At 65.6% G+C, this 25,521-nt stretch carries 23 protein-coding genes; 8 read left to right on the top strand and 15 right to left on the bottom strand.

What is annotated here, in order from left to right:
* Window positions 1-57: 57 nt before the first annotated feature.
* Window positions 58-519 (bottom strand): nitroreductase/quinone reductase family protein, encoded by a 462-nt coding sequence (locus AB0J29_RS22115; protein ID WP_364789164.1) that lies wholly within the window; start codon window positions 517-519, stop codon window positions 58-60.
* Between the two features lie 103 nt (window positions 520-622).
* Between AB0J29_RS22115 and AB0J29_RS22110 the strand changes: the two genes are divergently transcribed.
* The 3 genes from AB0J29_RS22110 (at window position 623) to AB0J29_RS22100 (ending at window position 2,771) form a co-directional block, all read left to right on the top strand.
* A complete protein-coding gene (locus AB0J29_RS22110; protein WP_364789161.1) occupies window positions 623-1,243 on the top strand; it encodes a TetR/AcrR family transcriptional regulator in 621 nt (206 codons plus the stop codon).
* A 311-nt stretch (window positions 1,244-1,554) separates the two neighbouring features.
* On the top strand, window positions 1,555-1,860 hold the full coding sequence (locus AB0J29_RS22105; protein WP_364789158.1) for a hypothetical protein: 306 nt from the start codon (window positions 1,555-1,557) through the stop codon (window positions 1,858-1,860).
* 530 nt (window positions 1,861-2,390) lie between these two features.
* Window positions 2,391-2,771 (top strand): hypothetical protein, encoded by a 381-nt coding sequence (locus AB0J29_RS22100; protein ID WP_364789155.1) that lies wholly within the window; start codon window positions 2,391-2,393, stop codon window positions 2,769-2,771.
* 164 nt (window positions 2,772-2,935) lie between these two features.
* Here the strand turns inward: AB0J29_RS22100 and AB0J29_RS22095 are convergent, their stop codons facing one another.
* From AB0J29_RS22095 to AB0J29_RS22070, 6 genes are all read right to left on the bottom strand, one after another.
* Window positions 2,936-3,952, bottom strand: a complete 1,017-nt coding sequence (locus tag AB0J29_RS22095) for a hotdog domain-containing protein (protein ID WP_364789152.1) — start codon at window positions 3,950-3,952, stop codon at window positions 2,936-2,938.
* Window positions 3,953-4,087: 135 nt separating this feature from the next.
* On the bottom strand, window positions 4,088-5,245 hold the full coding sequence (locus tag AB0J29_RS22090) for an alkane 1-monooxygenase (protein WP_364789299.1): 1,158 nt from the start codon (window positions 5,243-5,245) through the stop codon (window positions 4,088-4,090).
* 277 nt (window positions 5,246-5,522) lie between these two features.
* The gene (locus AB0J29_RS22085) at window positions 5,523-6,827 is read right to left on the bottom strand and encodes a lipase family protein (RefSeq protein ID WP_364789148.1); all 1,305 of its coding nucleotides are present in this window, start codon (window positions 6,825-6,827) and stop codon (window positions 5,523-5,525) included.
* A 324-nt stretch (window positions 6,828-7,151) separates the two neighbouring features.
* On the bottom strand, window positions 7,152-8,153 hold the full coding sequence (gene ilvC, locus AB0J29_RS22080; protein ID WP_174555227.1) for a ketol-acid reductoisomerase: 1,002 nt from the start codon (window positions 8,151-8,153) through the stop codon (window positions 7,152-7,154).
* Between the two features lie 245 nt (window positions 8,154-8,398).
* On the bottom strand, window positions 8,399-8,902 hold the full coding sequence (ilvN, locus tag AB0J29_RS22075; protein ID WP_040693551.1) for an acetolactate synthase small subunit: 504 nt from the start codon (window positions 8,900-8,902) through the stop codon (window positions 8,399-8,401).
* On the bottom strand, window positions 8,899-10,827 hold the full coding sequence (locus tag AB0J29_RS22070; RefSeq protein ID WP_364789145.1) for an acetolactate synthase large subunit: 1,929 nt from the start codon (window positions 10,825-10,827) through the stop codon (window positions 8,899-8,901). Before AB0J29_RS22070 ends, ilvN begins: the two co-directional genes overlap by 4 nt.
* Window positions 10,828-11,264: 437 nt before the next feature.
* Between AB0J29_RS22070 and AB0J29_RS22065 the strand changes: the two genes are divergently transcribed.
* Together AB0J29_RS22065 and ilvD are read left to right on the top strand one after the other, a co-directional pair.
* The gene (locus AB0J29_RS22065) at window positions 11,265-11,828 is read left to right on the top strand and encodes a PH domain-containing protein (RefSeq protein ID WP_364789142.1); all 564 of its coding nucleotides are present in this window, start codon (window positions 11,265-11,267) and stop codon (window positions 11,826-11,828) included.
* A gap of 335 nt (window positions 11,829-12,163) precedes the next feature.
* Window positions 12,164-14,005, top strand: coding sequence for a dihydroxy-acid dehydratase (gene ilvD / locus AB0J29_RS22060; RefSeq protein ID WP_364789139.1), 1,842 nt, complete (start codon window positions 12,164-12,166; stop codon window positions 14,003-14,005).
* A gap of 189 nt (window positions 14,006-14,194) precedes the next feature.
* Here ilvD and AB0J29_RS22055 read toward each other — a convergent pair whose 3' ends face one another.
* Window positions 14,195-15,085 (bottom strand): DoxX family protein, encoded by an 891-nt coding sequence (locus AB0J29_RS22055; protein WP_364789136.1) that lies wholly within the window; start codon window positions 15,083-15,085, stop codon window positions 14,195-14,197.
* 111 nt (window positions 15,086-15,196) lie between these two features.
* Here AB0J29_RS22055 and AB0J29_RS22050 point away from each other — a divergent pair, with 111 nt between their 5' ends.
* Complete coding sequence (locus tag AB0J29_RS22050) at window positions 15,197-16,303, top strand: PQQ-dependent sugar dehydrogenase (RefSeq protein ID WP_364789133.1); 1,107 nt, start codon at window positions 15,197-15,199, stop codon at window positions 16,301-16,303.
* A gap of 57 nt (window positions 16,304-16,360) precedes the next feature.
* On the opposite strand, the gene gatB is transcribed toward AB0J29_RS22050, so the two are convergent.
* From gatB to AB0J29_RS22020, 6 genes are all read right to left on the bottom strand, one after another.
* Window positions 16,361-17,866, bottom strand: a complete 1,506-nt coding sequence (gene gatB, locus AB0J29_RS22045; protein ID WP_364789130.1) for an Asp-tRNA(Asn)/Glu-tRNA(Gln) amidotransferase subunit GatB — start codon at window positions 17,864-17,866, stop codon at window positions 16,361-16,363.
* A gap of 161 nt (window positions 17,867-18,027) precedes the next feature.
* Complete coding sequence (locus tag AB0J29_RS22040; RefSeq protein WP_364789127.1) at window positions 18,028-18,705, bottom strand: alpha/beta hydrolase; 678 nt, start codon at window positions 18,703-18,705, stop codon at window positions 18,028-18,030.
* Window positions 18,702-19,145, bottom strand: coding sequence for a hypothetical protein (locus tag AB0J29_RS22035; RefSeq protein WP_364789124.1), 444 nt, complete (start codon window positions 19,143-19,145; stop codon window positions 18,702-18,704). Before AB0J29_RS22035 ends, AB0J29_RS22040 begins: the two co-directional genes overlap by 4 nt.
* Window positions 19,146-19,210: 65 nt before the next feature.
* Window positions 19,211-20,245: an ATP-dependent 6-phosphofructokinase gene (locus tag AB0J29_RS22030; protein WP_364789121.1), complete on the bottom strand. Its 1,035-nt coding sequence runs from the start codon at window positions 20,243-20,245 to the stop codon at window positions 19,211-19,213.
* A gap of 71 nt (window positions 20,246-20,316) precedes the next feature.
* Entirely contained in the window at window positions 20,317-20,619 is a 303-nt protein-coding gene (locus AB0J29_RS22025; RefSeq protein WP_364789118.1) for a hypothetical protein, read from the bottom strand.
* Between the two features lie 41 nt (window positions 20,620-20,660).
* Window positions 20,661-21,542: a hypothetical protein gene (locus AB0J29_RS22020; protein WP_364789115.1), complete on the bottom strand. Its 882-nt coding sequence runs from the start codon at window positions 21,540-21,542 to the stop codon at window positions 20,661-20,663.
* Between the two features lie 367 nt (window positions 21,543-21,909).
* Here AB0J29_RS22020 and AB0J29_RS22015 point away from each other — a divergent pair, with 367 nt between their 5' ends.
* Together AB0J29_RS22015 and AB0J29_RS22010 are read left to right on the top strand one after the other, a co-directional pair.
* Window positions 21,910-22,392, top strand: a complete 483-nt coding sequence (locus tag AB0J29_RS22015; RefSeq protein WP_364789112.1) for an adenosine-specific kinase — start codon at window positions 21,910-21,912, stop codon at window positions 22,390-22,392.
* A gap of 58 nt (window positions 22,393-22,450) precedes the next feature.
* On the top strand, window positions 22,451-22,987 hold the full coding sequence (locus tag AB0J29_RS22010; protein ID WP_364789109.1) for a DUF488 domain-containing protein: 537 nt from the start codon (window positions 22,451-22,453) through the stop codon (window positions 22,985-22,987).
* Here AB0J29_RS22010 and hrpB read toward each other — a convergent pair.
* Window positions 22,984-25,410, bottom strand: coding sequence for an ATP-dependent helicase HrpB (hrpB, locus tag AB0J29_RS22005; RefSeq protein ID WP_364789106.1), 2,427 nt, complete (start codon window positions 25,408-25,410; stop codon window positions 22,984-22,986). The genes AB0J29_RS22010 and hrpB overlap by 4 nt on opposite strands.
* Between the last annotated feature and the right edge of the window lie 111 nt (window positions 25,411-25,521).

Raw genomic sequence — 25,521 nt, 5'->3', positions numbered from 1 at the left:
ATGGATTCGGACCAGCTGACCGAGCAGTTGTGCGGCGCTTCCGAAGATCATCACAGGTCACAGGGGACGGAGGCGGACTACGGCGGTGCCGCGGGATAGGGCGGTGCGGAGGGAGGGGAGGTTTACGCTGCCATCGGGGTTCAGGTGGATTTTGGCGAAGCGGCCGTGGACTGGGTTTCGGGTGAGGATTTCGCGGTACAGCTGGGCGGCTTGGGGTTCGTCGGTGATGACTTCGTGGGCGGCTTGGCGGGTAGTGCCGCGGAGGTGGATTCGGACGGGAGTGCCCGGGATGAGGTTGCGGCGCCAGCTGGCGGCGGCGCCGATCAGGATGCGGCCTTCGTGTTCGACATAGCCGACGGGGTTGGCGTATTCGCGGCCGGTTTTGCGGCCGGAGACGGTGATGATGAGAAGTCTTTTGCTGAGTAGGGGGTGCAGTGGGGAGCGGAGGATGAAGCGGACGATGGCGTCGCCGGTGCGTTGGATGCGGGACTGGGTGATGGGGGCTTTGGTGCTGGTCATGGGGATGGCTCCGCTGATCGGATAATTACTGAGTTGATACTCAGAAAATACGCCCGGGTGGGGCATACTGCAAGGGGGTGATCGGTGCGAAGAGGAGGTTGCGGTGGCGGATAGTGCGCGGTCGACGCGCGGGCAGCGGGGGCGGCCTTCGACAGGGGTGCGAGAGTCGGTTGTGGTTGCGGCGCAGGAGATTTTGGTGGAGGCGGGGGTGGCTCGGTTGTCCACGAAGGAGGTTGCGAAGCGGGCGGGAGTAGCCGAGTCGAGCATCTTTTATCACTTCGGGGATCGAATGGGACTGTTGCAGGCCGTGATTCAGCGGGACTTACGGCCGGTGAAGGATGCACTCGGGGAGGTCGAGGCACGGCCTGGGTTGCGAGCAGGGCTGGTGGCGCTCGTCGAGGCGTTGGAAGGGTTCTTCTCGGATGCCATTCCGGTGATGGCCGCGGTGCAGTCGGATGTGGAGTTACGCGCGAAGTTCGCGGAACGCAGTCGGGAGTTGGATATCGGGCCGCATCGTGCGGTCGACGCGGTTGTCGCGCATCTCTCGATGCCGCATGCCGACCAGTGCGTGCCCGCCTCGGTGGATCTGCGAGCCGCTGCTTTGCTCTTGGTCGGTGCGGCGCATCAGCGGGCGCTGCAACGTCTGCTGAGCCCGCCCGACGTGATCGCGGGGCTGCCGACAATCGAATCCATTGTCGACACAATTATGGCGATCTTCGATTGATCCAGTGGGTGGATTAGCGAGCCGCCGCATCACCTCGTCGGCCGAGCCAAAAACTCACTCATCGGTCACAGTCGAGAACCAGCGGATTTCCGCTCGATCCCGGAGGCCGACACCCGCCGTCTAAGGGAATCGTCATACCAAAGGATGAATATTCCCGAAATCGCACTCGCACCATTGCCAATCGGCTGGGCACGACCGAGGGTAGACGTGCAAAACTCGTTGCGTCGCCGGGTATCCCCTACATTCGGCGACGCAACGAGGGCGTTCGCGCGCCACGCGAACGCCCTGCATGCCGCAGAAAGAAAGGATCCATGGTGTTCTCTAGAACAACCCTGCGCCGAACCCTGACCCAGGTGGCCATCGCTGGCGCCCTGGCCGCAGTCCCATTGACCGCGCTGGCCATTCCCGCCTCGGCCGACCCGGCCACCAGCGAACCCGGCGTGACCGAGGTGCGGCGTCCGCACCACGACGACTGGGATTGTGACCGCCCAGGCTTCTTCGACGACTGGGACCATTCGCACGGCCGTGGGGACGACTGCGATCGTCCGGGCCGCTGGAACGACCCGTGGCGCTTCCCCCGCCACCTGTTCCCCCGCGGCACATTCGGCAGCAGCTGATCGACAGTCAACGGCCCGGCACCACAAGTGCCGGGCCGTTGTTATAGATCGGGGTACCAACAATGCCTCCGGTCCGCGCGGCTGTCGCGCAACCAGTGTGTATCGCGCAGAAGCTCTCGAGCCTGTTGCTGAATTGACGCGGTTTTTTGGCCGTGCCACAGATCACGATGGCTGAGGCGCAATCATGCTCGCCGCTAGGTGATTTGGTCCGCCGTTGCGACGGCGCGGCACGATCGCGCGTTCGGCGTATTCGGCGTATTCGACAAAAGCCGCTACTACCTTGCGCGAAGTGCCCATTGGATATGCGACAGCGATGGAACAGGTCGGACGCGGCCACAAACGAAACGAGAAGCGTTTGGCTCCAACCAGATTCGGAGCGATTCAAATCGGGGACTTCCCTGACCAAGTCCCGATCCGGGCTCATACTTTCGAGTGAAGTTTCCCTGAATCCGACTGTGGCAGACGATATTTCGGCTCACACCCGTAATAGTGGAAGAATGACAATGACGCCTCGACGGATACTGGCCCAGGTGGCCGTGGCCGCTCTCATCGCTGTGCCCTTGACCGCCTCGGCAATTCCGGCGTGGGCGGCACCGGCAACGGGTTCAGCCGGATCGGGACAGGCGGCTGAGTGCGAAAACGCCGAAAACCGGGACGAGTGTGAACAGGCGCAACGGGACGCGCAGGCCTGGCGGGACGAGCAAGCGCGACAGGACGAGCAGGCCCGGCGGAACGAGCAGGCCCGGCGGGACGAGCAGGCCCGGCGCGACCGGAGGAACCGTGAATGGTCCAACAGCCTGAATAACCCGGCCAACCCGATGAGCCCACTCAACCCGGGTAACCCGAACAGCCCGATGAACCCCAATAACCCGATGAACCCCAATAACCAGCACAGACCGAACAACAGCTAGGCGCGCTCGGTGGTCCGGTCCCGGACGGCCCGGACCACCGAGAGCAGCGATGCCGCACACCCACGACTTGTCGATACCGCTGCTACGGCGACGGTGCGCCGCAGTCGGCCAATCCGCAAGTCACTGGCTCGAACGAGCCGATCCGCATCCGCCATTGCGACGACTCACGGCGTCGGCACCCGGAAATGGTTGGGTTCGGCATCCGCGGGCACATCGCTCGCCTGCGTGAAACCCTCCACCTCGGCACGCAATTCGATGAGATGCCGCGCATGCGCGTCGAGCGCCTGATCCTCGGCGGAAACCGGAACCCATTGACGCACCGGCCGCGCCTTACCGTTCTCATCGACCGCGACCACGACCGCGAGACCGTGTGCGGCGAGCGCAGGTTCATCGGAATGCGTATCCGTCGACGTCACATGCACGCTGACATGCATACTTCGCGGACCGGTGTGAATCAGCCGCGCACTCACCTCGACAATGTGCCCGATGACAATCGGCCGGTAGAAGCGGATCCCGCCGAAGTATGACGTGATCACATGCTGCCCAACCCAATCGGCACCACAGATATACGCCGCCTCATCGATCCACTGCATGGTGCGACCGCCGTGTACCTTGCCGCCCCAGTTGATATCCGAAGGCGCGGCCAGGAAACGGAGTGTGGAAGTCGGCGCGGTACCCGCGGCCGTGTACTGCTGCGCGGCCATCGCCTCTTCGATTCGTTTGCGAACCGAAATCCGCGCCCGCGCTTGGCGATGCCGCCCGAGTTCGAGAATCGACGTCGGATTCCATTGCGGCACCTCGACGGTCCGCCGGTTGTCGTCGATCGCGACGAAGATAGTCAGGCATTGCGCCGTCTGCACCGGCTTGCGTCGCGTGGGATCGGTCGAATAGACGCTGACGAGAATATGCATGCTGGTACGCCCGGTGTGCACGAGATTCGCATGCAGTTCGACTAATTCACCGACGGCGATCGGACGGTCGAGATGAATATTGCCGACGTAGGCGGTAACGCAGTAGCAACCGCTCCACTGAGCCGCCGCCGCATAGGCGACCTTGTCGATCCATTCGAGTAGCTTGCCGCCGTCGACCGACCCGGCGATGCCCGCATCGGCCGGTTTGACGAGAAAGCGGTGGATAGCCTCGGCTCGGCGACCGGCTGACGCCGGACCCGGAACGAACATGGGGTCAAGGGGGCTTGATGAAATGCTCACGACTCACGATCTGCTCGGCGGACAATGGCTACGACTCCGCTGTCTCCGAAGACGATAGGCAACCGCGCCGCTACGGGCGAGTAGTCAGCCCGCCGATAGCGGCGGTCAGTGGACATATTTCGCGGAGCGAGCGGAGATGTCTTGACGTCTGGTTGGTTTCGTGTTGACGAGGTTGATATCGCCACCGTAGTGGGCCAGGACACGACGGTCCATGACCGCGCGCCAGATCGGCGGGACGATGGCCAACAGGATCATGGTTGCGTAGCCAGCAGGTAGCTGTGGCGCCTCCTGAGAGCTACGCAGGGTCTGGTAGCGCCGACCCGGATTCGCGTGGTGGTCGCTGTGGCGTTGTAGATGGAACAGGAATACGTTCGTGACCAGATGGTCACTATTCCAACTGTCACACGGGGAGCAGCGCACGTAGTTGCCATTGCGACCGCGCTGGCGGAGCAGTCCGTAGTGCTCGATGTAGTTCACCGTCTCTAGCAGCCACGCGCCGATCAGCGCCTGCAGTGCCAGATACGGGATCACCACAGGCCCGCAGAGGAGGATCAGCGTGCCGAACAGCGCGACACTCATCGACCATGCCTGCAGCAGATGATTGTCCCGGCTGAACCAGCGCTTTCCCTTGCGGGACAGGCGTTCACGCTCCAAAACGAGGGCCGAGCGGAAGCCGCCGAACATACTGCGCGGCAGGAACTCCCACAGTGATTCGCCGAATCGGGCACTGGCCGGATCTTCCGGCGTAGCGACGCGCACGTGATGGCCGCGGTTGTGCTCGACGAAGAAGTGCCCATATCCCGATTGCGCCAGTGCGATTTTCGCCAGCCAGCGCTCGAGATGCTCGACTCGATGGCCGAGTTCATGGGCGGCATTGATTCCGATGCCCGACGCGAACCCGAGCGTCACGGCCAAACCCAGCTTGTCGGAAATGCTCAGTGCGGGTCTGGACCAGAGAAATCCCGCGATGAGCAGGCCGATGAACTGTAGTGGCAGGAAAAGGTAAGTGCACCAACGGTAGTAGCGATCGTTGGACAAGGCCTCGTAGTCCTCGTCGCGCGGATTGCTCCCGTCACTCCCTATTACACAGTCCAGCAGCGGGATCAGAACGAGCACAACGATCGGACCGATCCACCAGAACATTACGAGGCCCGTATGGGCCACCAGTTGCGAAGGAGATACCGCGCTAATCGGAGCGATCAACCCCAGTATCCACAGATACCGCTTGGGGTCGCGCCTTTCTGTGCTCTCGAAGATCGACATAGGTGCCTCAGGCCTCCAACAGAACAACACCGACAAGGGGGGGTGCGGCCGCCGAAATCCGTTGCGGTAAAACTGTCGTCCCAGAATAGCTGTGCCCGCGCCGACTGCCAGCGATCTGTCGAAATCAACCTTCTGACCTAACAACTTTCCTCAGCCGAAGGGTGCATGGTCGCCGTGGCCGGGAGATCGAACGCGGTACTCGGTCAGCGTGCCGGCGGCGGGTTTCGGCCTGGAATCGGCCCGCCGCCGGGCATTACGGGAACGACAATCAGAAGTGCTACGGCAGCGCCGCGCAGTTATTCGGGGCGGGCATGCCCGCGAGCCGATCGGTCATCCACTGCTGCGAGGCCGCCAGTGACGGGAAGAAGGCAATCACGTGGGTGCCCACAAGTCCTGATGCGGGGGGAATTTCGGCGTTCGCTTCCAACTGAACGGGCACTCCGCTGCCACACCAACTGGCGGCCACTTCGTGCACCGGCGCAAATGGCGCTCCCTGGTCGTTCCTGGCCGACGCGGCAAGGATCGGAACGGCCGGGGCCAGCGTGCCGATACGCTGCTGGGCGAATGCCGACTGCAACGCCGGGGACCGATCGATAACGGCGGTGAGCGGTTCTCCGCTGGTTGTCCACTCGGACGTGTTCTGATGCTCTTGGGCAAGTCCGGTCGGGACCGCGCATTTGCCCAGGGATTCCTGCAGGATCGCCTTGCCGAGGTCATTGAGTTCGGCGTCCAACACCGGGCGAGTTTCCGGGTAGTCGGCGGCAATGCCGTTGAGTACCCAGGCGATGGCCGGTGCGAAATCGGCGCGGCCGTCGTTGAATCCGATGAAGTATTCGTCGTCCACCACCGGCCCACCGACGTAGGCGCCGCTCACATTCAGATCGGGGGCGTAGTTCGGTTGCAGCTCGGCCGCACCGGCGGAGGCCATACCGCCCTGCGAATACCCATAGAGAATGACCGGCGTGCCCGGGTTGAGACCGGTGCCGGGCAACTGCAGGGCGGCGCGCGCGGAGTCCAGTACCGCGTAGCCTTGCGCCTTCCGGTTGAGATAGTCGTGCACATCGGGCGTGCCGAGGCCGTGATAGTCGGTCACCACTACCGCCGCACCACGGTTGAGCAGCGAACGGATTGCCACCAGGTCGTATTCGAAGATGATGTCCAGCGGAGGCTGGTACTGGGCGACCTGCGACATCAGCTTCGAGGGCGCGCATTGATCGCCCTGTCCCTTGGTACCGCCCGCGTACGCGATCAGCGGTCGCTCGCCTGGGCCGGTCCACGGCAGGGTCGGCTGCAGATACGTGCCCACCACCGCCGTAGGCGCATCGTGGGTGTCGTGGCTGACGTACATCAGGCGTGTCGCCGCCGCGGGGACAATTCCCGGCAGTCCGGGCGCCGACATTGCCACCTGTGCCGGTTCGGCGCGAACGATGGCGCCAGGCCCGTCCGGTAGTGCTGGCGGCGGAAGGTAGAAATCATCGGCCTCTGCGACCGATTGCTCCCCCGGCGGTTGCGTCGATGCGTGTGGTGCGTTGACCATCCCGCCGCCGACCACTACAAGGGCTCCCGTCAAAGCTGCGGTCAATCCAATCATTCGGCTGCGCACGATTTTCGGATCCTTTCTGCGATCTGGGGTACCCATGGCATCTAGAATCGGATAGCGAGGGTATCCCGGGAGCATTCTTTTTTCCGCGGATCCCGACGAAAATCGCCTATTCGCGACGGCCTCGACCCCCGCAAACACCGAGGTCTATTTCGGCGCGTTGGTTTGAGAATCCTCGATTACGAGCTTCGATCGAGGTCGATATTGCTCAGGTACGCGGTAGCGGCAAATGCGCGGCCGATCCGCCGAAACGACTGTGGCCCACCCCGATGCAATCGGGGTGGGCCACAGTGGCGTTCGTGCGTATTACGCGGTTTCGGTAATCGGGCGGTCGACCCAGCTCATCAGACCGCGCAGCTTGGCGCCGGTGACCTCGATCGGGTGCTCGGCGTTGGCCTTACGCAGCGCCTCGAGCTCCTTGTTGCCGCCCTCGACATTGGCGACGAGACGCTTGACGAAGCTGCCGTCCTGGATGTCGCGCAGGATGTCCTGCATGCGCTTCTTGGTGTCGGCGTCGATGACCCGCGGACCCGACAGGTAGCCACCGAATTCGGCGGTGTCGGAGACCGAGTAGTTCATCCGGGCGATGCCGCCCTCGTACATCAGGTCAACGATGAGCTTGAGCTCGTGCAGTACCTCGAAGTACGCCATCTCCGGCGCGTAGCCCGCCTCGACCATGACCTCGAAACCGGTCTTGACCAGCTCTTCGGTACCACCACAGAGCACGGCCTGCTCACCGAACAGGTCGGTCTCGGTCTCTTCCTTGAAGGTGGTCTTGATGACACCGGCGCGGGTACCGCCGATGCCCTTGGCGTAGGACAGCGCCAGCGCCTGGCCCTCCCCCTTCGGGTCCTGCTCGACCGCGATCAGCGCCGGAACGCCCTTGCCATCGACGAACTGGCGACGCACCAGGTGGCCCGGTCCCTTCGGCGCGACCATACCGATGGTCACGTTGGCCGGGGGCTTGATCAGACCGAAGTGGATGTTGAGGCCGTGACCGAAGAACAGCGCGTCGCCGTCCTTCAGGTTGGGCTCGATGTCGTTGGTGAAGATCGACGCCTGGGCGGTGTCGGGGGCCAGCACCATGATCACGTCGGCCCAGGCGGAAACCTCCGCCGGCGTGCCGACGGTCAGGCCCGCCTCTTCGGCCTTCGGCCGCGACTTCGAGCCCTCAGCAAGGCCGACGCGGACCTCGACGCCGGAGTCACGCAGGCTCAGCGAGTGCGCGTGTCCCTGGCTGCCGTAGCCGATGACAGCGACCTTGCGGCCCTGGATGATCGACAGGTCGGCGTCGTCGTCGTAGAACATCTCGACTGCCACTGTTACGTTCCCTTCGGAGGATCATCCCCGCCGCGGCGGGGAACACCTGTTCGGTACAGGTGATGAGTGTGCAAAATTCGGATCAAATCGGGTCCCCCGCGTGCGCGGGGAGCGCGGCACGCCGACCGTCGATCGCAGCAAGACTAGCTGGTCGTCACGATCGACGGAGCACGCACCAGCCGACCAGCCCGTTTTTTGGCTGGTCCAAAAGACACAGCGCGCCACGGCGAACGTCAGCGAGTCGCGGTGATGGATTTCGGTCCACGTCCCACGGCCACCACACCGGACTGCACGATCTCCCGGATGCCGTACGGCTCGAGCATCCGCAGCAGCGCATCGAGCTTGGACCGGGTTCCGGTCGCCTCGACGGTGAGCGCGTCCGGCGAGACGTCGATCACCTTCGCGCGGAAGAGCGTCACCGCCTCGATGACCTGGGTCCGCACGCTGGCGTCCGCACGCACCTTCACCAGGATCAGTTCGCGGGCGACCGAGGTGTCGGCGTCCTGCTCCACAATCTTGATGACATTGACCAGCTTGTTGAGCTGCTTGGTGACCTGTTCGAGCGGCAGGTCCTCGACCGTGACGACGATGGTCATGCGCGAGATCTCCGGGATCTCGGTGCCGCCGACCGCCAGGGATTCGATATTGAAGCCACGGCGGGAGAACAACGCCGCGACTCGTGCCAGCACGCCCGGCTTGTCCTCGACAAGCACGCTGAGGGTGTGCGTCGTACTCATGCGTCGGTCCCCTTGTTCTTCTCGTGCGACATCGCCTCATGGATGACGGTGGGCTCGGAAGCCTGCTCGTCCTCGTCGAAGAGCGGACGGATGCCGCGCGCGGCCATGATCTCGTCATTGCTGGTGCCCGCGGCGACCATCGGCCACACCTGGGCGTCCTTGCCGACGATGAAGTCGATCACCACGGGACGGTTGTTGATGGACTGCGCCTCGCGGATCGCGGCCTCCACGTCTTCCTCGCGCTCGACCCGGATGCCATGGCAGCCAAGGGCTTCGGCGAGTTTGACGAAATCGGGGATGCGCAGGGTGTGCGTGCCCAGATCGGTGTTGGAGTAGCGCTCCTCGTAGAACAGGGTCTGCCACTGGCGGACCATGCCGAGGTTACCGTTGTTGATCAGCGCGACCTTGATCGGCACGCCCTCGACGGCGCAGGTGGCCAATTCCTGGTTGGTCATCTGGAAACAGCCGTCACCGTCGACTGCCCATACCTCTTTATCCGGCGCACCCATCTTGGCGCCCATGGCCGCCGGGACGGCGTAGCCCATGGTGCCGAGACCACCGGAATTCAGCCAGGTGCGCGGCTTTTCGTACTTGATGAACTGGGCGGCCCACATCTGGTGCTGGCCGACGCCCGCGCAGTAGATGGCGTCGGGTCCGGCCAGGCGGCCCAGCGCATCGATGACGAATTCCGGCGACAGCGAGCCGTCGCTGGGCGTCGTCCAGCCGAGCGGGTAGCTCTTGCGGATGCCGTCGAGGTACTGCCACCAATCGGTGAGGTCCAGCTTCGGTGCGCCGGCGGGGTCGGCCTTCAGCGTCTCGATCAGTTCGACGATCACCTCCCGGCAGTCACCGACGATCGGGACATCCGCGTGCCGGTTCTTACCGATCTCGGCCGGGTCGATATCGGCGTGGATGACCCTGGCATCGGGTGCGAAGGAGTCCAGCTGACCGGTGACGCGGTCGTCGAAACGCGCGCCAAGGGTAATCAGCAGATCGGACCGCTGCAGCGCGGCGACGGCGCCGACGGTGCCGTGCATACCGGGCATACCCATGTTCAGCTGGTGGCTGTCCGGGAACGCACCGCGCGCCATCAGGGTGGTGACCACCGGAATGCCGGTCAGCTCGGCCAGTTCCAGCAGCTGCGGCGCGGCGTCGGCCTTGATCACGCCACCACCGACATAGAGCACCGGCTGCTTGGACTCCAAGATCATCCGCGCGGCCTCGCGCACCTGCTTACCGTGTGGTTTGGTCACCGGACGGTAACCGGGCAGCCGCATCTCCGGCGGCCAGCTGAAGGTGGTCTGCGCCTGCAGCACATCCTTCGGGATATCGACGAGCACCGCGCCCGGACGGCCGGACGAAGCCAGGTAGAAGGCCTCCGCGATGATGCGCGGGATGTCGATGCCCTCGGTGATGAGGAAGTTGTGCTTGGTGATCGGCATGGTGATGCCGGAGATATCGGCTTCCTGAAACGCGTCGGTGCCGATCAGTCCGCGCCCGACCTGGCCGGTGATCGCGACGATCGGGACCGAGTCCATCTGCGCGTCGGCGATCGGGGTGACCAGGTTGGTCGCGCCGGGCCCCGAGGTGGCCATGCAGACGCCGACCTTGCCGGTGGCCTGCGCATAACCGGTGGCCGCATGGCCCGCGCCCTGCTCATGCCGGACGAGGACGTGACGGACCTTGATGGAATCGAAGAGCGGGTCGTAGACCGGGAGAATCGCGCCGCCGGGAATGCCGAATACCGTATCGACGCCGAGCTCCTCTAGGGAGCGGACGACGGACTGCGCGCCGGTGACCCGCTCGGGCGGGACCTGGCGGCGGTTCGCCGCGGTCGTCGGACCGCCAGCGGGCGCGGCCTGCTGATTCGCCGAAGGCGCTGGCCTGCGGGCCGAGGGCCCGGGCCTTGCGGTTGGTGCAGTCACCGTCTTCGTTCCTAACTGTCGTAACTAGACCCCGGACAACTGTGCTTGCACGTGGTGCCTTGCGAAGCGGCCACGTGCCAGGACTTTTGTCCCGAACACAAAAAAGCCCCCGACAGCGCATGGCTGTTCGAGGGTGGCGCGTCGCAACGCGAGCTGACGTATTCGACTCAGGTAGTCAGGCTCAACGCTGGACGCGCCGGCCGATTACGAGCAACTCGTTTCGATTCACGCGCATGACGGTATGTGTGCGCGAGTCGATCAGTCAAACAGGTCTCATTATGTGAGACCGAGTGGGTGCTCTAGTCCGTTCACCATGATGCGAAGATGGTGGTGTGTCATCACCGCATCAGTCCGTGCCACCGGCTAAATCGTCCCACACGCCCGCGGCGGGATCGGAAACGGGTAGTTCGCCGGAACCGACCGAGCCGGAGCCGACGGTGCAGGTCATCCGCGTTACGCAGATGGCCCATCTCGGTGTGGTCGTACTGCTGTTCTGTGTTTTCTTCGCCTTTGTCGGCTGGCCGATCGGGCTGTGGTGGCTACTGCTGCTCCCGGTCGCGGCGGCGGTGTGGATCGAGCGCACGCGCACCACGGTGTCCGAGGACGGGCTGGATTTGCGCACGGTTTTCGGTTCGCGACATCTCGACTGGGCACAGGTCGCCGGTGTCAGCATTCCGAAGCGCGGGTTCGTGCGTGCGCACCTCACCGATGACACCGACGTGAAACTGCCCGCGGTGAGCTACGACCGGCTGCGCGATCTGATCCGGGCGTCGAACGGCCGGATTCCGGATCTGTTCGCGGCGGAAGCGGCGGCCCGGGAGGCCGAGTACGAGGAGGCGCAAGCGCGTAACGCCGATGCCAGTGTGGAAGCGCCCAAGGCCGACGCGGGTGCGCAGACACCGAACGCCGACGGGAGAGCAGCCAACGCCGACGCGAAAGCACCCGAGGCCGACGCCGAAGCATCCGCCGCCGAGACCGAGGCGCGCGACTCCGATTCGTAGCTGTTAGCCAGCGGCGGGAACAGTGACCGCCACCCGGTACGTTCGCTGCTGGATGCGCGATCTGGTGACCGCGCCGGACGGACAATCCCCGTCCGCGCTCACCGGATCGGTGGATACCGACGGTGCGGAACCGACACGACCGATGACACCGTCCGCGCCGACGACGACCCTCGCGGCGACACCATCCCGAACCACAGACCGATCGCGATCAGCGCCGTCGAACGCCACGAAAGTCCCATCCACGCGCGGGAGTAACGTGGACAGCCGTTGAGTTCGCTCGCTGAGCGAACTCTGCGCAGTCGCACATCAGCCCCCGCGACCTCCTGAGGATCCACATGCCACCGCTTCGTTCCCGCACAACAACCATCGGCCGCAATGCCGCGGGCGCACGCGCACTCTGGCGCGCCACCGGTATGACCGACACCGACTTCGGTAAGCCGATCGTCGCCATAGCGAACTCCTACACGCAGTTCGTGCCGGGCCACGTGCATCTGAAGAATGTCGGTGAGATCGTCGCGGACGCGGTGCGCGCCGCGGGTGGTGTACCGCGGGAATTCCACACCATCGCGGTCGACGACGGCATCGCGATGGGCCACGGCGGCATGCTCTACTCGCTGCCATCGCGCGAAATCATCGCCGACTCGGTCGAATACATGGTGAACGCGCACACCGCCGACGCGCTGGTGTGCATCTCCAACTGCGACAAGATCACACCCGGCATGCTCAATGCCGCTATGCGCCTGAACATCCCGGCCGTCTTCGTCTCCGGTGGGCCGATGGAGGCCGGTAAGGCCGTGGTCGTCGGCGGTGTCGCGCAGGCGCCGACCGATCTGATCACCGCGATCGCGGCCAGCGCCAATATGAATGTCAGCGAGGACGGCCTGTCCGAGGTCGAGCGCAGCGCATGCCCGACCTGCGGCTCCTGCTCGGGCATGTTCACCGCGAATTCGATGAACTGCCTCACCGAGGCGCTCGGACTCGCGCTGCCCGGCAATGGATCCGCGCTGGCCACCCATTCTGCCCGCCACGCGCTGTTCGAAAAGGCCGGCACCGTGATCGTGGATATCGCCAATCGCTGGTACCGCGAGGACGATGCCTCGGTGCTGCCGCGGAATGTGGCCGATGCCAAGGCCTTCCGCAATGCGATGGCGCTGGATGTCGCGATGGGCGGTTCCACCAATACGGTGCTGCACACCCTTGCCGCCGCGCAGGAGGGTGAGATCGACTTCGATCTGCAGACCATCGAAGAGACCAGCCGCCGGGTGCCCACGCTGTCCAAAGTCTCGCCCAACTCCGACTACCACATGGAGGATGTGCACCGGGCCGGCGGCATTCCGGCCATCCTCGGCGAACTGCGCCGGGCCGGACTGCTGGAAACCGACGTGACCACGGTGCACACCAAGAGCTTCGACGAATGGCTCGATACCTGGGATATCCGCTCCGGCAAGGCATCCGAGGAAGCGATCGAGCTGTTCCACGCCGCACCCGGCGGCGTGCGCACCACCGAGCCGTTCTCCACAAGCAACCGATGGTCGTCGCTGGATACCGATGCCGCGGGCGGCTGCATCCGTGATTTCGAGCACGCCTATACAGCGGAGGGCGGGCTGGTCGTACTGCGCGGCAACATCGCGCCCGACGGCGCGGTGCTCAAGACCGCCGGTATCGATGAGGAACTGTTTACCTTCCAGGGTCCGGCCGTGGTGGTGGAGTCCCAGGAGGAGGCGGTCTCGGCGATCCTCGGCAAGAAGATCAAGCCGGGCGATGTCATCGTGGTCCGCTACGAGGGTCCGGCGGGCGGCCCGGGTATGCAGGAAATGTTGCACCCCACCGCATTCCTCAAGGGCGCTGGTCTCGGCAAGGAGTGCGCGCTGATCACCGACGGCCGCTTCTCCGGCGGCACCTCCGGTCTGTCGATCGGCCACATGTCGCCCGAGGCGGCCAGTGGCGGCGCCATCGGTCTGATCGAAAACGGCGACCAGATCCGCATCGACGTCACCACCCGCACCCTCGAGGTGCTCGTCGACGATGCCGTGCTGGCCGAGCGTCGCGCGAAAATGGAGGCGTCCGAACGGCCGTGGCAGCCGGTCGATCGCGTCCGTCCGGTCACCACCGCACTGCGCGCCTATGCCGCCCTGGCGACCTCCGCCGATAAGGGTGCCGTGCGGCGCGTGCCGTAATAACCCGACACGCAACGGCGTCCCCCATGCCACATGAGGGACGCCGTTTCCGGTCCGTCCCAACCGAATGGCGGCCGAACGACTGCGGGACCACTGCCGGACGCGACATGGACTTGCGTCTGCCGCAGGTGCACAGTGGCGCCGCGGCGACAACACACAGCAGCAGATGTGCCGGATTCGGAAGCAGGTCTACTTGAAGGGGCCGATGCCGGTCAACGGGTTGCCGCCATGCAGCCAGTACCAGGTGCCGACTGCGGCGGCTATGGCAAGGATCAGGACGACGAACGAGCCGTAGGCGGGTCGGGTGGCCCAGCCGCGGTTGCGGTCGAAAGACAGGCGGCCGGGGCCGGTCAGCAGCAAGACGACGGCGGTACCCGCGAGGATCGACTCCAGTTCCACGCCGCTCTGCACCGAGGATTTGTACTGGAAGCCGGGGATCATGCCCTGCTTCCACAGCCACGCGTCGATGATCACCGCGAGCACCGCACCCGCGGCGAGCGGAGTAGCCAAGCCGAGCACCAGCAGGCCGCCGCCGCCGATTTCACCGGCGATGACCAGCACGGTCGAGAGGGTCGCATGGTCCCAGCCGCCCGCGGCCATCATGTCACGGGTGCCGTCAAGCCCCTGGCCGTGGAACCAGGTGGTGAGCTTCTGCAAACCGTGGTAGATGAAGGTGCCGCCGACGACGAGGCGCAGTACGAACAGGCCGAGATCAAGGGTGCCGCGGCGGTTGTCGCCATTGCGGCGGCGCAGCGGGCGGCTCGGCTCACCACCGGATGGGCTCGCGGCGGGCGGAATGCTGGCGAAGGCGTAGGCCGACGAATCGTTCGCCCTGGCCTGCTCGCCGACCGAGGGGATGTCCGGATCGAGACCGAGTTCCTCCTCGGTCCGTGGCACATCCTTGGCCAGATCGGGGCTGAGCGGCGGGAAATCGGAGGGCAATCTGGGCAGCGCGCCGGTGGGGGAATCGTAAGGACTGGTCACGCCACGACCGGTGGATGACACCGCCGACTGCTCATCCGTGGGCGATGCCGCACGCACGGTTTTGGGCACGGATGTGTCTTTCTGCTCTTCGGTCACGGTCGATACCCTATGCGTCCGCGTGACCGTGTGCGCGGTCTCGAAGCGACGGCGTGTCCGTTTCTCGACCCGGAGCAGCATATCGACCGCGGTTTCCGTAACGTCTGAACCATGAGTTTGGTTGTCGCGGGGCGTATCGCCCTGAGCTTGGCGCTCAGCACCGTCGCGCTGGTCGGCTGCGCTCGCTTCGACGATTCCGCCTCCAGCCCGTTCACACCCGAACCGACCTTCGGCCCCGCCGAACCCAAAGCGCCGAAGCAGGACCCCGCGCAGCGCCCGCGCCCGACCGGTCCATGCATCGATCCGGATCCGAATGTGATCACGACCTGCCTGGATTCCACCGGGGGCATCATCTCGCTCGGCGAGGACGCACTGGTCGCCGAGCGACGCACCGGACGAATCTACAAGACGGTCCCGGTGAATCCGAGCGATCCGCAGTCACCTCCGATACTGATGGGTCAGGTGGATGTGGACGGCTCCGGTGACGGCGGCATCTCCGATATCGCCCTCTCGCCGACCTACCGCGAGGACGGACTCATCTACGCCTACATCACCACCGGATCCGATAACCGGGTGGTGCGCATCGCGGAGCACGGCCAGCCGAAGGCCATCCTGACCGGAATTCCGAAGGGGTCGGTCGGCAATCACGGTGCGCTGGAATTCATCTCGCCGACCGAACTGCTGGTGCTGACCGGGGATGCGGGCAATCCCGGTTTGGCCAGTGCGCCGTCGTCGCTGGCGGGCAAGGTGCTGCGGATCAATTCGCCGGCACCGGGTGCCAATGCGGAGGTCGTGGTGTCGGGCCTCGGCACGGCGGGCGATCTGTGCGACGACGGTAAGGACAGCGTCTGGATCACCGATCGCACCCCGACCGAGGATCGGCTGCAGCGCCTGAGCCGGGACGGAACCGTCACCACCGCGTGGACCTGGCCGGATCGCCCCGGCGTCGGCGGCTGTGCGGCCGGACCCGATGTGGTGGCGATCGCGATGTCGGGGGCGAAGGCGCTGGCATTCGCGAATCCAGATGCGAACACCCATGCGATCACTGTGGCGCCGACGTTCACGGTGCAGGATAAATACGGCAGGCTCGGCGGCGCGGCGGCCAGTCCGGATGGCACCGTCTGGGCGACCACCGTCAACAATGACGATAATCACGGCCCCTTCGACGATCGGGTGATCAAGATCCCGCCGCAGTCCCAGGGCACCGGACCGGACTAGAAAGCGCGCTGGACCGGTCCCGAGGGACCGGTCCAGTTTCGTTGGGGGAGCCGAAACTCAGGCGCAGGCCGCGAGCACCAGCTCACGCACGCGGGCCGCATCGGCTTGGCCGCGCGTCGCCTTCATGACGTCACCGACGATCTTGCCCGCGGCCTGGACCTTGCCCGAGCGGATCTTCTCGGCGATATCGGGATTGGCCGCCAGCGCCTTCTGCACCTCCGCCTGCAGCGCGGTCTCATCGCTGACCATGCCGAGGCCCTTGGTCTCGACGATCTTCGCCGGATCACCCTCGCCCGCCAGCACGAAGTCGACGACCTGCTTGGCGACCTTGTTGTTCACCGTCTTCGACTCGACGAGCTTGATCACCTCCGCCACCTGGGCGGGCGTGATCGACAACTCCTCCAGCGGGACCTCACGCTCCTTGGCCTTTTCAGTGAGGTAGGCGACCCACCACGAGCGGGCCTCGTTGACCGGGGCGCCCGCATCGACGGTCGCGATAATGAGATCCAGCGCGCCCGCGTTCACCAGGTCGCGCATGACCTCATCGGACAGACCCCAGTCGGACTGGATGCGAGCGCGGCGCAGCCACGGGTATTCCGGAATAGTGCCGCGCAACTGCTCCACCCAATCCGCAGCGGGCGCAACGGGTTCCAGGTCCGGCTCGGGGAAGTAGCGGTAGTCCTCGGCGGTTTCCTTGCGGCGACCGGGCGAGGTGGTGCCGTCGCCCTCGTGAAAGTGCCTGGTCTCCTGCACGATCGAACCGCCGTCGGCGAGAATGGCGGCCTGGCGGCGCATTTCGAAGCGGACCGCGACCTCGACGCTCTTGAGCGAGTTGACGTTCTTGGTCTCGGTGCGGGTACCGAATTCCGTTGCGCCGATGGGCATCAGCGAAACATTGGCATCGCAGCGCAGCGAGCCCTGCTCCATTTTTACGTCGGAGACCTGGAGCGACTTCAGCACCTCACGCAACGCGGTCACGTAGGCGCGCGCCACCTCCGGCGCCCGCTCCCCCGCGCCGGTGATCGGCTTGGTGACGATCTCGATGAGCGGCACGCCGGCCCGGTTGTAGTCCAGCAGCGAGTGGCTCGCGCCGTGGATGCGGCCGGTGGAGCCACCGATGTGGGTGGACTTGCCGGTGTCCTCTTCCATATGCGCGCGTTCGATCTCGACGCGGAAGGTGCTGCCATCGTCGAGCACCACGTCGAGGTGGCCGTTGATGGCGATCGGCTCGTCGTACTGGCTGATCTGATAGTTCTTCGGCTGGTCCGGGTAGAAGTAGTTCTTACGCGCGAACCGGCCCCACGGGGTGATAGCGCAATTCAGGGCCAGCCCGATCCGGATCGCCGACTCCACGGCCTGCTCATTCACCACCGGCAGCGACCCCGGCAGACCGAGGCACACCGGGCACACGTGGGTATTCGGCTCCGCACCGAACTCGGTCGGACAACCGCAGAACATCTTGGTCGCGGTGTTCAGTTCGACGTGAACCTCCATACCGAGCACCGGCTCGAACCGATCGATGACATCCGCATAGTCCATCAAGTCGACGGTGGGTGCACTCATAGCGGTCAGTCTATTGACCCGCCCGCCGCCCCTGCCAAGCGGTCAGCCGCGCCGCTCGGTTCAACTGGTGAGCTGTCGCATAGCCGGTGCGTACCCCGCACAAGATGGAGCGTGTGAGGTGCTCGCCGGATGTGCGATAACGCTCTGGTCGGATCGGGAGGTCAGCGGGGTTGGGTGTGTTGGGTCAGCCAGGTGGTGGTGTAGGTGAGGACGTCGGGGGCGATGGTGGTTTCGATGGCGGAGTATTCGCTGGGGAGGCCGGAGTTGGCCGGTTGCATGAGGTGGTTGCGGTCGGGGAAGACATGGACGGTGGCGTCCGGATCAGCGGCCAGGCGATCGCGCATCGGTTGTTCGTTCTGGGTGGCCAAGACCTGCATGTCCTTGCTGCCGAAGAAAGCGAGAACCGGGATGCGCAGGGCGGAGAGCGCGGGGGCCGGGTCGTAGGTGATGAAGGACGCCATGTAGGTGGTGTTGTATGCGTCGAGGGCTTCCGCGGAAGCGCGCTGGTTCGGCGGGAGGGATTCGTTGTGGCGGTAGGCGAGGTCCTTGGCGGCGGCCAGATCGCCGCGGCGGATCAGGTTGGTCCAGTCGGTGATGTAGGTGAGCTGGTCATCGATGTGGGACTGCGGTGCGCCCTCCCCGCTGAGCAGTGCGCGGTTCTGTTCGATCAGCACCTCCCAGCCGGGTACCGAGGGACCGGCCATCAGGATCGCGAAGGCGACGCCGCTGTCGGAACGCGATGCCACCATCGGCGCGAGATAGCCGCCCTCGCTGTGGCCGAACAGTCCGACGCGCCCCGATCGCCTCCCGGCCAGCGCACCGCCGGGGCCAACCTTCACGCCCCGCGGGCGTACCGGACGGCTGCGGCGATCGCGTCCATGTCGAGTTCGAGGGTCGGGTCGTCCTCTTGTGCCTCTTGGAATTCCAGCATTGCGTCGGCCATGCCGCCGCGGCGAGCAATGGCCAGGAGTTCGCGGCGGACGTAGGCGCCGAGCGGGAGTTCGGCGGCGCGGGCGCGGCGGCCGAACATGCCGAGGGCGTCGGCCGGCAGATCGTAGACCTGGATGAGGGTTACGGCGCCGGAGTCGAACTCCGGGGTCAGATCGCGGCCCTGGGATTCCAGGAATTCCACGATCGTGTCCACGGAAGTTCGCCGGTGCGCCATTGCTATCAGTTCCTGACGGACCTGAGCTTCGATCGATATGCCCGCGACGCGAGCGCGACGGCGGAATACGGCAACAGCATCGGTGGGCAGGTCGGATACCTGGAGTTGAGCCACGACGACCAGAGTAGCTGTGCGGCAAGCAATTCCGCAGGTCTCGATTGTGCAACAAATCGCCGGATTCAGCCGAAAAAAGCCTCCGCTTCGCGGTAGCGCTCGGCGGGCACCCGCTTGAGCTGCTTGGTGGCCTCGGACAACGGAACCAGATCGATGGAAGTGCCGTGCAGAGCAACCATTTGGCCGAATTGTCCGGCATGCACGGCCTCGGCGGCGTGCAGACCGAAGCGGGTGGCCAGCACCCGGTCGTACGGGGTCGGGCTGCCGCCGCGCTGGACGTGTCCGAGCACGGTGGTGCGGACCTCTTTGCCGATGCGGCGCTCGATTTCGGCGCCGAGCTGCTGCGCGACACCGGTGAACCGTTCGTGGCCGAATTCGTCGATACCGCCCTCGAGCAGCGCGAATCCGGAATCGGGCGCCGGGTGCGCCCCTTCGGCGACCACGCAGATGAAGTGCTTATCGCCGCGCTGGAAGCGGCGCTTGATCATCGAGCACACCTCGGCCACATCGAAAGGCACCTCCGGTACCAGCGTGAGGTGCGCGCCCGCCGCCATGCCGGAGTTCACCGCGATCCAGCCCGCGTGGCGGCCCATCACCTCGACCAGCATGACGCGCTGATGCGATTCGGCGGTGGTATGCAGCCGGTCGATGGCCTCCGAGGCGATGGACAGTGCGGTGTCGTGGCCGAAAGTGACGTCGGTGCAGTCGATGTCGTTATCGATGGTCTTCGGGACCCCGACCACCGGGACGCCCTCGTCGGACAGCCAACTCGCGGCGGTGAGCGTGCCTTCGCCGCCGATCGGTATCAGTGCCTCGATCCCGTTGTCGTCGAGAGTGCGCTTGATCTGATCGAGTCCGGTACGCAGTCTGTCGGGATGGGTGCGAGCGGTGCCGAGCATCGTGCCCCCCTTGGTGAGCAGGCGGTCGGTGCGATCGTCGTTCTGAATGTTGATCTTTCGGTCTTCGAGTAGACCGCGCCAGCCGTCCTGGAAGCCGACGATCGCGTCGCCGTAGCGTCCGTTCGCGGTGCGAACGACGGCACGGATGACCGCGTTCAGTCCTGGACAGTCGCCGCCTCCGGTCAAGACTCCGATGCGCATGGCGCATATCTTGCCCCGCTTCGCGCGATCACGCGGTCGCACCCCCGTGAACACGGGGTAACGGCTACGACTCAATACACATAGACGATCGCGTTCGCACCGCCGTTACCGGTCGCGAATTGGTCACCGGCAGCGCAATTCATCTGGTAATCCCGATTATCGACCGGACTGTGCGCCATCACGATTGTGCTGTCACCGCCGTCGGCGTAGGCGTTGCACACCTCCTCGGCGAAGGCGCAACTCGTGACAGTTGTACCGATCGCGGACGAGGTGAAACGGCCGAGCGCCGCTCCACCTCGCCGAACCGCCCACGGTCGTGGTCCCACGATCTCACCCGCTGAGTCGGGTTTCTCGGGTGTCAGGTACGCGTCCACGGGACCGCCGCGCGAACCAGCGGGCTCCGACTCGACCGGGATCAGGAACAGCTGCCGCCGGAGAGTTCGTCGAGGTGCTGGGAGATCAGCGTAGCGAGCCGGTTCAGGATGCTCGTTCCGTCGGACAAGCTGCCCGAATCGGGTTGGATGGCAACGGCTACCGCGATCTGACCGCCCGGTCCCTGGATCAGACCGAATTGGCGGACCAGATAGGCACCGGAGGTGTCGGGCCCCCAACCGCCCTTGAATCCCGCGCCCTCGAGTTCGCCGATGCCCCAGCGCTGACTCCACGTGATCTGTTCCATCAGATCGATCACGTCCGAGCTCTGCGGTAGGCATGGCAGCCGGGAGGCGAACCGCACCTGTTCGGTGAGCGCCCAATCCGCCTGTCCGAACGCGGAGGCATCCGGACGCGTTTTGGTGGCGGGCACCGTGGTCTTCGCATCGCCGCCCTCGCGCAGCACGGCCTCGACCGCCTTGGCGGCCTCCTGTCCGCTGCCGAGCGACTGCCAGAGCGTATCGGCCGCGGCATTATCGGACTGGGTGATCGCCGCCGTCACCGCGTAGCTCGAGCTGGTCGAACTCTTGCGCTGTGCGGCGATGACCAGCGGCACCTTCATCGTCGACCAAGCGGGTCCGGTCGTCCAATCGCCGAAGGTCACCATCTTCTCGCCGCCGACCGGCATGATCGCCATGCCCAGCTTGCCGTGCACATTCGACTGCAGTTCCTGGAAACCGGCGGCCAGCGTGCCCGGCACCGTGAACGATAGCTGCTGCTGGTCGGTGTGCGCGGCGGCCGCGGTGATGCCGGGCTCCACGGCGTGTTCGTCGGCGTCCGTACCGCATCCGGCCACCAAGAGGAGTCCGGCCAGCGCGGTAGCGCCGACCGCTGTGCGCCGGCGCCGGGATAGCTCAAAATACATATTTCGACACATTCTCGTTTCGAACGTCCCCGAGTTTCGATGTCAATACGGCATCCCGACACCGTACTTGGCATCGACACCGAGCACCCACCGCAACCGCGCCGACACCGCCGAACCCCGAACAGCGACAATGGCTTACGACGTGGTCAACGGGCATGTACACCGTAATGCGTCCGCTTTGCGCCATCGGTCGTCGGTGACCGCGTGCTGCCGCCCTCATCCGCGAACTCATTGTGTTCATGGCCTCGCAACGTACTCGACAATTCCGACACGGCCCACTTTTCGTGGTACGAGGGGTACTGCGCGCCTCGAAGGATCGGGCGTGTCGCCCTGGCGCACAGACTCGGCGGCGGCGCAGGATTGTTCGATGGAGCTGACTTCGGTACCCATCGATAAGCCGGACGATCTCAATGTCATCATCGGACAGGCCCACTTCATCAAGACGGTCGAGGACCTGCACGAGGCACTGGTCGGGATCAGTCCGCATCTGCGATTCGGGTTGGCATTCTGTGAGGCATCCGGGCCGCGGCTGGTCCGGACCTCCGGCAATGACGACGATCTGACCGAGCTCGCCACCAAGAACGCCGTGGCGGTCGGCGCGGGACATTCGTTCATCGTATTCCTGCGTGAGGGCTATCCGATGAATGTGCTGAATGCGGTGCGACAAGTCCCCGAAGTTTGTGGAATCTTCTGTGCCACAGCTAATCCGGTCGAGGTATTGATCGCCGAGGCCGAATTGGGCCGCGGGATTATAGGAGTTGTCGACGGGGGTGCGCCGCTCGGCGTCGAAGGCCCCGACGACAAAGCAGCCCGCAAACAACTGCTGCGCCAGATCGGCTACAAGTTCTAGGTCGGCTAACGCACCCCAGTGCCACGTCTCACGAACACGCAATCGTGAGTCGGCACGAATGACCAACCGTCGTGCCGGTGAGTTCGAGGCGGGCGGCGTGGTGCTGATCAGGACGATGTCGGTGGACTGCTCCGGCCCAGGATGGAGCGACCTCCCAGAACTCCACGTGCGGAGCAGTGTGCAGCGACAACGAGCAGCTCAGGACGGGAGCATGATGAGCCAGCACGTCACCTACCGGAGAATCTATGAAGCGCCGATTCCGTCGGACGGCACCCGCGTACTCGTCGATCGAGTCTGGCCGCGTGGGATGCGCAAGGAGGACGCGCACCTGGACGAATGGATGCGCGATATCGCACCGTCGACCGAACTGCGCAAGTGGTACGGGCACCAGCCCGAGCGCTTCGCCGAATTCCGTCGCCGATACCAGGCCGAACTGCGCGATACCCGGCACCGCGAGGCCGCCGAGCACCTGCGGGAGATTGCCCGCGAACATCCGGTGACCTTATTGACCGCCACCCGCGACATCGACCACAGCCAGGCCGCCGTCCTCGCGCACTGGATCGCGGCAGAAGCACATACGGCGCCCGGGTCCTAGCCGACGTTACGGGCGGTCCCGCGGTGCGCGGGCACGCTGGCCGGATCCTCCGGCCACGCGTGCTTCGGATAGCGGCCACGCAGGTCGCTGCGGACCTGCGGCCACCCGGTGCGCCAGAACGACGCCAGATCCGCGGTGATCGCGACGGGGCGTTGGGCGGGTGAGAGCAGGTGCAGCACGATCGGGATGCGCCCATCGGCCAGCGACGGTGTCCGCGTCCAACCGAAGACCTCCTGCACCTTGACCGCGAGCACCGGTGGATCGGTCGAATAGTCGAGACGGAGGCGGCTACCGGAGGGCACCGACAGGCGCTCCGGCGCGAGTTCGTCCATGCGCGCGGCATCGGGCCACGGCAGCAGGCGGCGCAACGCTTGTCCCGCATCGATGCGTTCGAGGTCGCCGCGGCGGCGGGCCGTGGCGAGTTCGGGGCCGAGCCAGGTGTCGGCATCGGCCAGCAGTGATTCGTCATCGACCGGCGGCCAGGGGTCGCCGAGCGTGCGGTGCAGGAAGTCGAGACGCTGACGCAGGGCGACCGCATCGGAATCCCAGTGCAGCAGAGCGAGTCCGGTCGAATTCAGCCCACGTCGTACTGCCGCGCTGAGCAATTGACGATCGGGATCACGAATCTGCCGCTCCGACAACACAATCGCGCCCAATCGTTCGACTCGCCGAGCAACCACATCACCGTCGGACCAATCCACCTCGTCCGCGATCTCCAGCAGATTCGATGCCGCACGGCGGGCGAGCTTTTCGTCGGCGACCGCGGCCAACCGTATCCGGCCCTCGGAACGCCCCGGATCGCGTGTCGCCACCGCGACCGCCAGCCACTCCGCAGCACCCAGTCCGGATCCCGGCGGCAGCGTCACCGCGGTGCCACCGGCCATCAGATAGCTTGTCGAGCCCGGACTACGCCGCCGCGCCAGCCGCTCCGGATGTGCCAGTGCGACAACGAAAGCCGGGTCGTCGTCGCCATCCGTCGGATCGACCAACCGGGACAGACGCTCGACCTCCCGCCGCCAGCGCCCCGGCCGCTCACGCCGCAACACGCGCAGACCGGCCGCGAGATCGACGCCCGGCATGAGGGTGTCATCGTCGAGGACCGCGACCACTTCCGCGGCCGCCCGGGTACCCACCTCGGCGGCGCCGTCGAGCAGCGCTCGCGCCAATCGGGGATGCAGTCCGACGCGTGCCATGTGTCGTCCACGCTCGGTCACCTCCCCCGTTCCGGTCACGGCTCCCAACGCGCGCAACACATCTCGCCCAGCGGCCAACCCACCTTGCGGCGGTGCGTCCCACCATGCGAGGCCGTGGCCATCGGGTGTGCCCCAACACGCGAGCTCCAACGCCAGCCGAGTCAGATCCGCCGTGCGGATCTCCGGCTCCGGATAGGCGGGCAGGGTGCCGTTCTCGTACTCCGGCCAGCAGCGCCATACCGTCCCCGGCGCCTCGCGTCCGGCGCGCCCGGCCCGCTGCTCGGCTACGGCAGCCGAAACCCGAACTGTCGCAAGGCCGGACAACCCACGTCCCCGATCGATGCGCGGCACCCGAGCCAGCCCCGAATCCACCACCGCCCGCACGCCGGGGACCGTCAAACTGGATTCGGCCACCGCGGTGGACAACACCACGCGCCGCCGCGAACCGGGCCGCAACGCAATATCCTGTCCGGCAGCGGAAAGCCTGCCGTGTAGCGGAACCAGATCCACGTCCACATCGGTCAGCAAATCCGTGGTCCGGCGGATTTCGGCTGCTCCAGGCAGGAAGACCAGCACATCTCCGTCGGCCCCGGCGAGCGCCGCCCGCGTGGCGCGGGCCACCTGCGCTTCGACCCGTTCCCTCGGCAACGGCGGAACATATGACGTCTCCACGGGAAAGCTCCGGCCCCGCACTTGCACCACCGGCGCAGCCCGATCACCACCCAGGAGCACCGAAAGATGTTCGGCCGCAACGGTTGCCGATGTAGCGAGCACCCGCAGCTCCGGCCGCAATCCGGCCCGCGCGTCCAGCAGCAACGCCAACAGCAAGTCCGCGTCGAGATGGCGCTCATGACATTCGTCGAGGACAACGACATCCGCGCCCGCCAACTCGGGATCGCCCTGCAACCGCCGCACCAGCAATCCGGAGGTGACAACCTCGATCCGAGTTCGGGCACTCACCCGCCGATCTCCCCGGACCGAATACCCGACCGTCTCCCCCACCGACTCACCCAACAACGCCGCCATCCGACCCGCCGCCGCTCGCGCCGCCAACCGCCGAGGCTCGGCCACAACCACCCGCCCGACACTCGCCAGCGCCAGCGGCACCAATGTCGTCTTCCCGGTTCCCGGAGGCGCGACCAATACAGCGGTGCCACGCTCGGTCAATGTCGCGACAATGCGATCGAGCGCGCCGCGCACCGGCAGATCGGGAAGTTCAGGCAGTTTCATTGCCAATCAGTCTGCCGACCCGCTTTCGGCGGCCCGACAGGGAGGGCGACCTCGGCATTACCGAAACCCTCAGCACGCCCGCGACGCCTATCGCACCGCTCCGACGGCGCG

Source organism: Nocardia sp. NPDC049707, assembly GCF_040674855.1.
Lineage (GTDB): Bacteria > Actinomycetota > Actinomycetes > Mycobacteriales > Mycobacteriaceae > Nocardia.
Note: the sequence above shows the minus strand (reverse complement) of the source record. Positions and strands in the feature narration are given on the sequence as shown.

Excerpts from the sequence above, each read along its gene's own strand:
- AB0J29_RS22115 (WP_364789164.1), bottom strand. The coding sequence starts at position 519 with ATGACCAGCACCAAAGCCCCCATCACCCAGTCCCGCATCCAACGCACC.
- AB0J29_RS22105 (WP_364789158.1), top strand. The coding sequence starts at position 1,555 with ATGGTGTTCTCTAGAACAACCCTGCGCCGAACCCTGACCCAGGTGGCC.
- AB0J29_RS22095 (WP_364789152.1), bottom strand. The coding sequence starts at position 3,952 with ATGTTCGTTCCGGGTCCGGCGTCAGCCGGTCGCCGAGCCGAGGCTATC.
- AB0J29_RS22090 (WP_364789299.1), bottom strand. The coding sequence starts at position 5,245 with ATGTCGATCTTCGAGAGCACAGAAAGGCGCGACCCCAAGCGGTATCTG.
- ilvC (WP_174555227.1), bottom strand. The coding sequence starts at position 8,153 with ATGTTCTACGACGACGACGCCGACCTGTCGATCATCCAGGGCCGCAAG.
- ilvN (WP_040693551.1), bottom strand. The coding sequence starts at position 8,902 with ATGAGTACGACGCACACCCTCAGCGTGCTTGTCGAGGACAAGCCGGGC.
- ilvD (WP_364789139.1), top strand. The coding sequence starts at position 12,164 with ATGCCACCGCTTCGTTCCCGCACAACAACCATCGGCCGCAATGCCGCG.
- AB0J29_RS22050 (WP_364789133.1), top strand. The coding sequence starts at position 15,197 with ATGAGTTTGGTTGTCGCGGGGCGTATCGCCCTGAGCTTGGCGCTCAGC.
- gatB (WP_364789130.1), bottom strand. The coding sequence starts at position 17,866 with ATGAGTGCACCCACCGTCGACTTGATGGACTATGCGGATGTCATCGAT.
- AB0J29_RS22030 (WP_364789121.1), bottom strand. The coding sequence starts at position 20,245 with ATGCGCATCGGAGTCTTGACCGGAGGCGGCGACTGTCCAGGACTGAAC.
- AB0J29_RS22020 (WP_364789115.1), bottom strand. The coding sequence starts at position 21,542 with ATGTATTTTGAGCTATCCCGGCGCCGGCGCACAGCGGTCGGCGCTACC.
- AB0J29_RS22015 (WP_364789112.1), top strand. The coding sequence starts at position 21,910 with ATGGAGCTGACTTCGGTACCCATCGATAAGCCGGACGATCTCAATGTC.
- AB0J29_RS22010 (WP_364789109.1), top strand. The coding sequence starts at position 22,451 with ATGACCAACCGTCGTGCCGGTGAGTTCGAGGCGGGCGGCGTGGTGCTG.
- hrpB (WP_364789106.1), bottom strand. The coding sequence starts at position 25,410 with ATGAAACTGCCTGAACTTCCCGATCTGCCGGTGCGCGGCGCGCTCGAT.